The sequence below is a fragment of the Collinsella sp. SGI.033 genome, assembly GCF_050315135.1.
Classification (GTDB): Bacteria; Actinomycetota; Coriobacteriia; order Coriobacteriales; family Coriobacteriaceae; genus Collinsella.
In genome coordinates this window covers 57,491-69,013 of sequence record NZ_JBNPOK010000003.1, presented here as the reverse complement: position 1 = coordinate 69,013, position 11,523 = coordinate 57,491, and the positions used below count along the sequence as shown (strand labels likewise).

The window sequence follows — 11,523 nt, the reverse complement described above, 5'->3', positions numbered from 1 at the left end:
CTATGCTTTCGCAATGTTCGCTATCGCTTGGCGCCGGCGGTCGGCCTGACTCCCCGTCCGACCGCCGGCATCGATTGACATGTGTATCCATGAAGTATTGTGCGGCCGTCAAAACTGACGCCCCGCCGCTCGGCGCGAGTTGCGCACCGTGGGGCGCAAACGGGGTGTTCCTCCGCGGGCGGCGCGCACCCAATGTGGCAAAATCGAACTACTAAGGGGGCCCGAATGCTCAAGATCATCGCCTGCGACGACGACGTCGCTTTTCTAGATAGACTGCACCGGATGATCGACCGCTGGTCGACCGAGACGGGCACGGCGGTCGACGTTGCACTCGTCACGCGCGGCGAGGACCTGCTGGCCCGCCATGCCGCATCGCGCGCCGACATCATTCTGCTCGACATGATCATGCCGCTCGTCAACGGCATGGACACCGCGCGGGAGTTGCGCCAATCCGATACAGCCGTGCGACTGGTGTTCCTCACCTCATCGCCCGAGTTCGCGCTGGAGTCCTATGAGGTCCGCGCCTTCGACTACCTGCTCAAGCCCGTAACGTACGAACGTCTGGCGCAACTGCTCGACGAGCTTTCGAGCATGCGACCTGACGCGACCGATGAGCTCGTGACCAAAACGTCCTTTGGATACCATGCCCTGCGCCTGTCCGATATCGAATACGCCGAGGCCCGCAACAAGCACGTGGTATTCCACCTGCGCGACGGGCGCGACATCGAAGCGCTCGAGCCGTTCCGCAACATCGAGGACCAGCTGGCCAAAAACGCGAACTTCTTTAAATGTCACCGTAGCTACCAGGTCAACCTGCGCAATATCGACCACTTCAACCGCACGGATATCGTCATGCGCTCGGGCGCTTGCATCCCGCTGGCGCGCAGCTGCAAGCAGGGTTTCCAGGATGCCTACTTTGCGGCACGGTTCGAGAGCGGGAGGCGCTAATGCTCCCCGCGGCCGAGATGGTACTTTGGGCAATCCATCACGCAACGACCCTGCTTTTTGGCGTTTTTGCCTCGGCGGCGCTCTGCGGTATCGAGATCAACCGGCGTCATGCGCTTGAGCTGGTGATGGTCGGCGCCGTAACCGGATGCGCATTCGGCCTCGCCAATGCCGTCGGCGGCGAGCTTTTCGCCCGTCAGGTATATCCGCTCGTCGTGCATCTGCCGCTCGTCATCTACCTGTGCGCGCGCTATCGCCTGAGCCCGCTGCTCGTTATGCTGGGCGTCACCAGTGCTTATCTGAGCTGTCAGTTCAGCAACTGGATGGGCATCGCCGCGCTCGCCGCCACCGACTCGCAAATCGCGTACTACGCGGCACGCATTATCACCACGGCCGTCGTCTTTGCAATCCTGCTGCATTGGGCCAGCGACATCGGTCCGCGCCTGGCGGTTAAAACCCCCACCGAGCTCGAGATTCTGCTCATCCTGCCGCTCGTCTATTACATCTTTGACTACGCCACCAACGTCTACACCACGCTCTTCCACTCGGGCTCCGTGGTGACGGTTGAGTTTTTGGCGTTTGCGCTTTGCGCGTTCTACCTCATGTTTCTTACTGTGTATCTGCGCGAATACGAGGCAAAGGAAATCGCCGAGCGCGAGCGCTGGATGCTCGCGACCCGCGATAGCGCAGCCATCAAGGAGCTCGAGGCCTGGCGCCAATCTGGACGGGAGCTTTCGGTTCTCCGCCACGACATGCGGCACTTCCTGCGCGGCCTTGCAGCTTTGATCGAGGAGGGCCGCATCGACGAGGCGCTCGAGCGCATCGACGAGCTCTGCGAGACAAACGACCGCACCGCTGTGCGCCGCTACTGCGCCAACGACACGGTCAATATCGTGCTTTCGTCATTTAGCTCCGATATCAACCGAAACGGCATCAGCGCCGATTTGCGCGCCGCCGTGCCCGAGAGCGTCCATGTAGCCGACGTCGATCTGTTTAGCGTACTCTCAAACGCCCTGGACAACGCCATCGTCGCCGCAAGCGCCGCTCCCCAGGGCAAGCGATTTATCGATCTGGACCTGCGTTGCGAGGACGGACAACTGCTACTTTTGGTCTCCAACACGTTTGGGCGCCCGCCGCGCATGGTCGACGGCATGCCCGTGGCCGAGCACACCGGACACGGCTTTGGAACCAGGAGCATTAAGCTTGCCGTCGAGCGCATGAACGGCAACTGCCAGTTTCGCATTCACGGCGATCGATTTGAGTTTCGCGCAGTGATGTAAGGGCGCGACAAGTCGGCGCCGCGCTCGACCCATCAGGACCGCCTTGCCGGCGCCAGTCCGCTACAGCGGCGCGGCGGCCGGGGTCAGCTGCTTGATGTAGGCCCACATGCGCTGCTTGGCGGCCTTGTCGGTCAGCGCGGCCTCAAAGCCGTCGAGCGCGAGTACGCGACGACCCTGCACGTGGGCGACCAAGCCGGGCTTGAGCATGGCGGTATCAAAGTCGTCGATCGCCACGAGCATGTCTGCGTAGGTCTCGCGCATGGTATCGGCCGCGCGATCGTCCAACAGCAGGACCGCCTCGGGGTCCAAGGCCTCGAGCGCCTCGCGGAACAGCTCGCACGGCAGGTCCTCGCCTGCCGCAACCGCCCCGTCGCCCGCGCCGGCAACACTTGCCAGCACGCAGAAATCCTCGGGCGCGTAACCGATGGCGCCGAGCGCCTTACGCAACGCGGCGCCGTCTGGACCGGCAGCCAGCTCGCCACCCGCACGCTCGGCATCGTCTAAATCACCTTTTACCAGCACAATCGGCGAGCACGCGTTACCCGCGATACGCACGCCGCGACCCGCGAGCGATGCGAGCTCCTGCTCGGCCGCCTGGGCGATGGCTTCTTTTTTCTGGCTTTGTGACGTGGGCATGCGCTCTCCAATCGTTTGCATGCCCACCATTATATAAAAGAGCCGCCCGCGAGTGGTTGCATTGCGGGCCGTTGGGTATAAGCACGGTCGTACTGAGTTTTACGCGGCCGAGCCGCGTCGCACTATGGAGGTCACTATGGCTGACATTAAGCAGATTACCCCCGAGAATTTCGATTCCGTCGTTAACGGCAGCCTTCCCGTGCTGGTTGATTTTTGGGCACCGTGGTGCGGTCCCTGCCGTTCGCTCTCGCCCATTGTTGACGAAGTGGCCGACGAGCTGGCCGGCAAGATTACCGTCGCCAAATGCAACGTCGACGACAATCAGGACCTGGCCATGAAGTTTGGCGTTATGAGCATCCCCACGCTGGTTGTCTTTAAGAACGGTGAGGAAATCGACCGCTCCGTCGGTGCGCTGCCTAAGGCCAGGCTGCAGGCGCTGCTTGAGAAGCACCTGTAATACGCCGGTCATGTGTTGCCGTCCATGAGTGGTTTTGCGCCGCTCGCCGGAGAGCCGGGTGTTGCGCCCGCGACCACGGATAGTATGGTAATCACAAACAGCCCCCAGTGAACGGGTGCGGGTCAGACGGACTCGCACCCGTTTTCTTATGCGGCGATGCGTAAAGCGGGCGTAGTAGAATCTGAACCACTGGATTGTCCCGAACATAAGGAGATTCCCATGCATGACGTCGGAATGAACATGAGCCAGCTTGCCATGAGCGTCAAGCAGGTCGACGACACCATTGAGCTCGCTCACGAGTGGAGCCATCAGCTGCTGCATGCGACCGAGAACTTTGACATGGAGCGCATTGGCGCCAAGCTCGAGGCCGCCATGGCGGCGCTCCACGAGGCGCACGACGCACTCGAGGGCTACGAGGAGGCCATCGAGGCCGACCATAACTCCGTTGGCTCCGTAAAGCTGGTGTAGCGTGGCCGAGCACGAGCACGCCTGCGAGCACGAGCATCCGCACGGGCCGACCGGCGACGTGGGCTGCCGCCTCAGCGGCTCCGCCTCCGAGCTGGTCCGTTTTTCGGTCACCGCTCCCGACGACCTGTTGCGCCGCTTTGACGAGCAAATCGCGCGCCGCGGCGACGTTGCCAACCGCTCCGAGGCCGTGCGCGACCTGATTCGCGCCTCCATTGCCAAGGAGCAGATGCGAACGCCCGACGAGCAGGTCATCGGGTCGCTCACCATGATCTATGACCACCATACCGGCGATCTGACGCGCCGTCTGGACGAGGTGCAGCACGACTACACCGACGAGATTGTCTCGACCATGCACGTGCATCTGGACCACCACAACTGCCTGGAAATTCTGGCGCTCAAGGGTCGCGGCGAGCGTGTCTACGAGCTGGCTGACCGTCTGCTGGGCCTGCGCGGCGTTAAACACGGCGAGCTCACCTGCGCCGCCACCGAGCAGAGCCTGGGGCTGTAGCGGGTCTTTGCGCGGCGCACCTGCCAAAAAGGGACAGGTTTGTTTTGGCAGGTTTAACGTTTTACCTACCAAAATAAACCTGTCCCTTTTTGGCAGGTCTCGATGAAGGAGGGTCGCATGCGACATGTGCATATCCATGTAACGGGCATTGTGCAGGGCGTCGGCATGCGACCGTTTGTGTATCGCGAGGCCATGGCGCACGGCATTTGCGGCTGGGTGCTTAACGCGGGCGATGGCGTGCATATCGAGGCGCACGCTCTAAGCGAGGCGCTCGACGAATTTGTCGCCGCGCTTTCCGAGCATGCGCCTGCGGCGGCTCGTGTGGAGTATGTCGAGGTTATGGACCTAGCGCCCGGCGACTGGGACGCCGCCAACGAGCGGGGCTTTCGCATTGTGGCATCGCAGGATCAAACCGCCCACACGACGCTCGTCTCGCCCGACCTCGCCACGTGCGACGACTGCCTGCACGAGCTGTTCGACCCCGCCGACCGACGCTTTCACTATCCCTTTATCAACTGCACCAACTGCGGACCGCGCTTTACCATCATCCGGTCGCTGCCCTATGACCGAGCGGCCACCTCGATGGATTGCTTTCCCATGTGCCCCACCTGTGCCGCAGAGTATGGCGACCCGCTTGACCGGCGGTTTCACGCGCAGCCCGATGCCTGCTTTGATTGCGGGCCGCACATTACGTGGCGCGAGGCCGGCGAAGCCGCCGCGTCGCTGACCGTCGGCACCACGCACGAGGCCAGCGACGCCATTATCGACCGCTGTGTTGAGCTGCTGGCCAACGGCGGTATCGTCGCCATCAAGGGTCTGGGCGGATTTCACTTGGCATGCGACGCCTCCAACGAGAAGACGGTAGCCGAGCTTCGCCGCCGCAAACGCCGCAGCAACAAACCGCTTGCCGTTATGGTACGCGACCTTGCCGATGTTGAACGCCTGTGCCATGTCAACAACGTTGAACGCGGCTTGCTGACCGGCAGCATTCGCCCCATTGTGCTGCTGCGCCGACGTGCTGTTTGCGAGAGCGGCGGCTCCCCCAACGCGCTCGCGCCATCCGTCGCGCACAACCTTCCTGAGCTTGGCGTTATGCTCCCCTATACACCGCTTCAGCATCTGTTGCTTGCCGCGGCAGAAGCCCGCGGTATGCACGCGCTCGTCATGACCAGCGGAAACCTGAGCGAGGAACCTATCGAGACCGATGATACCCTTGCATGGGAGCACCTTGTTGCCGCCGGCATCGCTGACGCGCTACTTGGCAACGACCGTGCGATTCTCTCGCGCTACGATGATTCCGTGGTGCGCGTGGTCGGTGGGGTCGCCATGCCCGTTCGCCGCGCTCGCGGATATGCACCCCAGCCGCTGCCGTTGCCGGCGCTCGACGGCGCTCCGTCCTGCGTGCTCGCCTGCGGGCCACAACAAAAGGCCACGATTGCGCTCACGCGTGAAGGGACGAACGGCGAGGCAACCTGTTTTGTGTCGCAGCATATCGGCGATGTTGAAAACGGCGGGACCTTCGATGCCTGGAACGCCGCGCGCACGCGCTTGGAAGATCTCTTTGACTTGGCGCCCGCCGCCTTGGCCTGCGATCTACACCCCAGCTATCTATCGAGCCAGTGGGCGCGCGAGCAGGCGCGAAAATGCAATCTGCCGCTCGTCGAGGTGCAGCACCATCATGCGCACATCGCGAGCGTAATGGCCGAGGCTATCGCCGCGGGCCAGCTTACAACCGACGCGCGCGTCCTTGGCATCGCCTTTGACGGCACCGGCGCCGGCACCGATGGGACCATTTGGGGCGGCGAGTTTCTTGTTGCCAGCCTTGGCGGCTTTGAGCGCGCCGCGCATTTGCGCACCTGGACGCTCCCCGGCGGGGCGGCCTCTGTGCGCGACGCCCGCCGCAACGCCTTTGCCCTGCTCAGTGAGCTCGGCCTGCTTGAACATCCGGGGGCCGAGCGGCTCTTGGACGGCCTGGACGAGCAAACACGCAGCGTGACGGCAACGATGATCGAGCGGAACATCAACAGCCCACGCACGAGCAGTATGGGGCGTCTCTTTGACGCCGCCGCTGCAGTTTTGGGCATTTGCGAGCAGGCAACCTACGAAGGCGAGCCCGCCATCGAACTCGAAGCCGCCGCCTGGCGCGCGCTCGGCAGCAAAATTACCCATGTTCCCGGCGATAAAGACGGCTGTTCCGCATCTGACCCATTGCGACTGGACAGTTTGTTCAGATTTGTATTAAAAACAGACCCTCTAACCAACGGTTTTGGCTCAGATTACCCCGAAGAGGGCTCTCCAGGCACCTCATTTGCGGTTAATTCGCCCGCCGGATACCCCAAATCAACCCATTCGGGGTCCTCGCAGACGATTTATACCACCCATTACCACTCTAAAAAGTACAAATCTGAACTAACTGTCCAAGCTACCTCGAGCAGGTCTCTCGTCCTGAGCCCCAGCTCACTTTTTGCGGCGCTTTTGGAGGGAACCAGAGCCAGTGTGCCCGCCGACAGGCTCGCACTCGACTTCCATGTCGCCGTCGCGCGCTCCTCGGCACGCATCGCCAGCGAGATCTGCGCGTGCGAGGGCATCGACACCGTCGCGCTCTCGGGCGGCGTGTTCATGAACCGACTTCTGCTCCAGCTCCTCACCCGCGAGCTCAAAAGCGCAGGTCTTACTGTCCTTATCCCCCATACCGTGCCCGTCAATGACGGCTGCATCGCCTACGGTCAGGCGGCGGTCGCAAGCGCTCGTCTTGCGCAGATCGCATCGCAGTAGCTCGCTCTCGCACACCGCTGTGCCCAGCCGTCTCACAGGCGTAACGCGTTTGCCCGCGAACCCCGCGAGCGCTACCATCAACTGATGGATTATCGAGCGCCTATCCAGCGCAAAGCGTATAAAAGGGGAACAATATGTGCCTTGCCGTCCCCGGTAAAGTAGTCAAACGCGACGACGGCCTCAAGGCCACCGTCGACATGATGGGCGTCGAGCGTCCGGTGTCGCTGCGACTCGTGCCGACGGCGCAGGTTGGCGACTATATTCTCGTGCACGCCGGCTTTGGCATCCAGATCGTCGACGAGCAGGAAGCGCAAGAAACGCTCGAGCTCGTTAACGCCATGACCGAACTGGCCGAAGAAGACCAACTGGCCAGCAATCCGGCCGAGGCATACTAGTGGCGGCCGGACAGCCGGTGCGCTCCGGTATCGACTTTTCGGCATTTCGCGACCCCAAGCTGGCTCGCGAGCTCATCGAACGCATTCGCGGTCTTGTCGGCGACCGCACCATCAACCTTATTGAAGTCTGCGGCACGCACACCGTGAGCATCGGCCGCTATGGCTTTCGCTCCATTATGCCGGCCGGGCTCAAGCTGCTGAGCGGCCCGGGCTGCCCCGTCTGCGTTACCGCCAACCGTGACATCGACCACGCGATCGCGCTCGCCAACATAGACGGCGCCATCATCACCACCTTTGGCGACATGATGCGCGTGCCCGGATCGTCCACCTCGCTCGCTGCGCAAAAGGCGGCAGGGCGCGATATCCGCATCGTCTACTCCCCGCTCGATGCGCTCGACATTGCCGAGCAAAACCCCGATCGTCCGGTCATTTTTTTGGGCGTGGGCTTTGAGACTACGACGCCCACCATCGCCGCTGCCATCTTGGAGGCCGAGGCGCGCGGGCTTTTGAACTTTTCGGTCTATTGCGCCCACAAGACCACGCCGCCGGCGTTGCGCGCCATCGCCAACGATCCCGAGACCGCCATCGACGGCTTTATCTTGCCGGGCCACGTCGCCACTATCACGGGCTTGGCGCCCTTTAGCTTTTTGGTCGACGAGTTCGATACCCCGGGCGTGGTCACGGGATTTGAGCCGGTCGACATCTTGCAGGGCATCTGCATGCTGGTCCAGATGGTTGCCGAGGACAGGCCCACGATCGACAACGCCTACCGCCGTGGCGTCAACGCAGGCGGCAACCCCGTGGCGCGCCAACTGGTCGAGCAGGTGTTTGAGCCATGCGACACCACATGGCGCGGGCTGGGGCCGATTGCCAACTCGGGCCTTTCCATCCGCCCTGAGTTCTCGCGCTTTGATGCCCATGCTCGCTTTGACGTGCCCGTTGAGGCGACGGTCGAGCCGCGTGGGTGCCGCTGCGGCGACGTGCTGCGCGGGGCCATTACGCCGAGCGACTGCCCGCTCTTTGGCCGCACCTGCACGCCCGAGCACCCCGTCGGCCCGTGCATGGTGAGCTCCGAAGGCAGCTGCGCGGCGTACTACCGCTACCGCAACTAGTCCGGACGCACCCGCACACTGGCACCACCCACGATTGGAGTTTTCGATATGTCCCGTACTGCCACCGATAGCACCGTCCTGTTGGGCCATGGCTCCGGCGGTCAGATGATGAAACGCATCATCGATGAGGTCTTTTTGGATGCCTTTGGGGCGCCCGAGTTGCTCGAAGGCAACGACGCCGGCGTCGCCGCGCTGCCCCCGAGCGGGCGCATCGCCATGTCGACCGACAGCTTTGTAGTCTCGCCGCAGTTCTTCCCCGGTGGCAACATCGGCCGTCTCGCCGTGTGCGGAACCGTCAACGATGTCGCGACCTCGGGCGCCAACGTGCGCTACCTATCGTGCGGTTTTATCCTTGAAGAGGGCTATCCCATGGATAAGCTCCGCCAGATTGTGCAGACGATGGCCGAGACGGCGCGCGAGGCGGGCGTGTCCATAATCACGGGCGACACCAAGGTGGTCGAGCGCGGCGGGGCCGACGGCGTCTACATCAATACCGCCGGCGTGGGCGAAGTGCCTGCGGGTGTGGCGCTCAGCGGTGCAAACTGCCAGCCTGGCGATGTCATCCTGGTGTCGGGCACACTCGGCGACCACGGCATCGCCATCATGAGCCAGCGCGAGGGCCTGGCGTTTTCGAGCACGATCGAAAGCGATGCCGCGCCGCTCAACCACCTGATTGCCGACGTTTTGGCCGCAGCGCCCGGCACGCGCTGCTTTCGCGACCCCACGCGCGGTGGACTGGCGTCCACACTCAACGAGTTTGCCCAGGCCAGCGGTGTTGCCATGGAGATCGACGAGGATGCCGTGCCCGTGCGCCCCGACGTGCAGGCCGCATGTGGGATGCTCGGCTACGATGTGCTGCAGGTGGCAAACGAGGGCAAGATGGTTGCCGTCGTGCCGGCCGAGCAAGCCGATGCGGCTCTAGCCGCCATGCGCGCCGCCCGCTACGGCGAGAATGCCGCCATCATCGGCCGCGTGCTGCCGCTTGGATCGGACGTCCGTCCCGCCGTGCGCGTGCGCACCGGCTGGGGCTCGACCCGCATCCTCGACATGCTCGTGGGAGAGCAGCTGCCGAGAATTTGCTAGGGCGGAATCTCATGAGTGGCGCGATGTCACCTGATATCCCTGGAGATGTTCAGATTCCAAGCACACCCAACGCGTAAGCCCAGTATTATGGGGTGCGTTTTGAAACCCAACGACGGGAGCTCTCATGGCAGCAGCTTTTTCCCATGTGATCTTTGATCTGGACGGCACCATCCTCAACACGCTCGAGGACCTGGCAGCCGCCGGCAACCATACCTGCGAGGCGCACGGCTGGCCCACGTTTGCCGTTGACGAGTACCGCTACAAGGTGGGAAACGGCATGCTCAAGCTGGTTGAGCGCTTTATGCCCGCCGAGTACGCGGGCGACGGCCGTATGTTTGAGCAGACGCTTGCCGAGTTTAGGGCTTATTACGGCGAGCACAAGGAGGACCACACCGCCCCCTATGCCGGCACGATCGAGATGCTCGACCGCTTGCGTGCCGCGGGCGTGCAGCTTGCCGTGCTCACTAACAAGGACCACGTCTCGGCGGCCCCGCTTATCGAGAAGTATTTTGGTTCCGAGCGCTTTGCGCTGGTACAGGGCCGTGTCGATGCGTTTCCGCCCAAGCCCGAGGCACCCGTCACGCTGCATGTGATGGAAGAGCTGGGCGCCGACCCGGCGACCACGCTCTACGTAGGCGATTCCAATGTCGATATCCTGACCGGCCACAACGCCGGTCTTAAGAGCGCAGGCGTCAGCTGGGGCTTCCGCGGCCGCGCAGAGCTGGAAGCCGCCGGCGCCGACTACGTGGTGGACAGCCAGGCAGAGCTCGCGGCGCTGGTGCTGGGCGAGTAGCGGAGCCGCTGCTTAACGTAGCTGCGACAATTCTTCCACGCGGAAACGGCATCCCGTTTTGGAGCTCCGGAATGGGATGCACTTTCCGTTTGAGGCGCGTCGGGGAAACGGCATCCCGTTTTGGAGCAATATTCCGGGTCGAACTTTCCGCAACCCACCCCATCCGGAAACCGCGACCCACTATTCGGCCAAAAACCGGATCGCATTTTCCCAAGCACTCGATGTAACGCCGGTGCAAGGAGTGTCCCCAGCTGCCGGCAGAGAAGGAACGTCCCCAAGTGCCGCAAGAGTGTCCCTTTTGACTAGTCATTTAAGAACGTCCCCAATGACTACCATGGCAACGTCGATGTTTCGGCAATGTCAGCGAGCGGGCACCAGAGCGAACAAATTGGCATGAAAAGAGGACGGCATAGACCTTCTGGTCATGCCGTCCTCTTTGAATGACAAGTTGTCGCTCTGGCGCCCACGCAGCGTCGAGCAGTTGCGGCGTTTGGTAAAACGCCGCAACGAACTAGTTCATCATCGCATTCATCATCTCGGTGGTTGCGGAATCGTCGGCAGACCACTCGTTATCCTCGTTGGCGGAATACTTAAAGGTGACCTTGGTGTCCTTGGTCTCAGCGGCCTTGGTCACGTCGACCATCACCTGGCCGGCCATCTTGTACAGCTCGTCCTCGGAAGGCATCGTATCGAGTGCGGCGATCTTCTCCTGATACTGGGTGGCGAAATCTTCGACGATCTTGTTCATGGACTTGCAGGTGATGGTGACCTCGGCGGTCGCGGTGCCCTTGTCCTCATCGACCGTCACATCACCGATCTTGTAATCAAAACCCTCGAGATAGCTCTTGGCATACTCCTTGGGATCGATGCCCAGCTGCTCAAACTCGTCGCCCGAAGCCTCTTCCAGGCCGGAGAGGAAATCATCGCCGCCGTTCTTGATCTCGTCAAACTGACTCGTAAGATCGTTGGTGATGAGCTCCTCCACCGAAGGCCCTCCGCAACCGGAAAGCAAAACCACGCACGCGACCAGGGCAGCCATCAGGGGCGCAAGCAGCAGCTTCTTTTTCATGA

Annotated in this window: 12 protein-coding genes; 10 read left to right on the top strand and 2 right to left on the bottom strand. The window is 62.4% G+C overall.

The features are described 5' to 3' along the window. The first annotated feature begins 225 nt into the window (after positions 1–225). Positions 226–948, top strand: a complete 723-nt coding sequence (locus ACQRC0_RS01875) for a LytR/AlgR family response regulator transcription factor (RefSeq protein WP_427727330.1) — start codon at positions 226–228, stop codon at positions 946–948. After that, positions 948–2,225, top strand: coding sequence for a sensor histidine kinase (locus ACQRC0_RS01870; protein WP_427727327.1), 1,278 nt, complete (start codon positions 948–950; stop codon positions 2,223–2,225). The genes ACQRC0_RS01875 and ACQRC0_RS01870 overlap by 1 nt, the downstream gene beginning before the upstream one ends. A 60-nt stretch (positions 2,226–2,285) precedes the next feature. Here ACQRC0_RS01870 and ACQRC0_RS01865 read toward each other — a convergent pair whose 3' ends face one another. Then, a complete protein-coding gene (locus tag ACQRC0_RS01865; RefSeq protein ID WP_427727324.1) occupies positions 2,286–2,882 on the bottom strand; it encodes a hypothetical protein in 597 nt (198 codons plus the stop codon). Between the two features lie 115 nt (positions 2,883–2,997). On the opposite strand from ACQRC0_RS01865, the gene trxA reads away from it, so the two are divergent. The 8 genes from trxA to ACQRC0_RS01825 all read left to right on the top strand — a co-directional run bounded on the left by trxA (position 2,998) and on the right by ACQRC0_RS01825 (position 10,452). After that, on the top strand, positions 2,998–3,318 hold the full coding sequence (gene trxA / locus ACQRC0_RS01860; protein WP_154518161.1) for a thioredoxin: 321 nt from the start codon (positions 2,998–3,000) through the stop codon (positions 3,316–3,318). Positions 3,319–3,537: 219 nt separating this feature from the next. Beyond that, entirely contained in the window at positions 3,538–3,786 is a 249-nt protein-coding gene (locus ACQRC0_RS01855) for a hypothetical protein (RefSeq protein WP_006235225.1), read from the top strand. A gap of 1 nt (position 3,787) precedes the next feature. Then, on the top strand, positions 3,788–4,294 hold the full coding sequence (gene nikR / locus ACQRC0_RS01850; protein WP_370450671.1) for a nickel-responsive transcriptional regulator NikR: 507 nt from the start codon (positions 3,788–3,790) through the stop codon (positions 4,292–4,294). A gap of 117 nt (positions 4,295–4,411) precedes the next feature. Next, complete coding sequence (gene hypF / locus ACQRC0_RS01845; protein WP_427727319.1) at positions 4,412–7,069, top strand: carbamoyltransferase HypF; 2,658 nt, start codon at positions 4,412–4,414, stop codon at positions 7,067–7,069. 134 nt (positions 7,070–7,203) lie between these two features. Beyond that, complete coding sequence (locus tag ACQRC0_RS01840; RefSeq protein ID WP_427727316.1) at positions 7,204–7,464, top strand: HypC/HybG/HupF family hydrogenase formation chaperone; 261 nt, start codon at positions 7,204–7,206, stop codon at positions 7,462–7,464. Then, positions 7,464–8,576: a hydrogenase formation protein HypD gene (hypD, locus tag ACQRC0_RS01835; protein WP_427727313.1), complete on the top strand. Its 1,113-nt coding sequence runs from the start codon at positions 7,464–7,466 to the stop codon at positions 8,574–8,576. The genes ACQRC0_RS01840 and hypD overlap by 1 nt, the downstream gene beginning before the upstream one ends. Positions 8,577–8,624: 48 nt before the next feature. After that, complete coding sequence (hypE, locus tag ACQRC0_RS01830; protein WP_427727310.1) at positions 8,625–9,659, top strand: hydrogenase expression/formation protein HypE; 1,035 nt, start codon at positions 8,625–8,627, stop codon at positions 9,657–9,659. 124 nt (positions 9,660–9,783) lie between these two features. Then, positions 9,784–10,452 carry an HAD family hydrolase gene (locus tag ACQRC0_RS01825; RefSeq protein WP_229770728.1) on the top strand — a complete coding sequence of 223 codons (669 nt, stop codon included), beginning with the start codon at positions 9,784–9,786 and terminating at the stop codon, positions 10,450–10,452. 511 nt (positions 10,453–10,963) lie between these two features. Here the strand turns inward: ACQRC0_RS01825 and ACQRC0_RS01820 are convergent. After that, a complete protein-coding gene (locus ACQRC0_RS01820) occupies positions 10,964–11,521 on the bottom strand; it encodes a hypothetical protein (protein WP_427727307.1) in 558 nt (185 codons plus the stop codon). Positions 11,522–11,523: the final 2 nt, after the last annotated feature.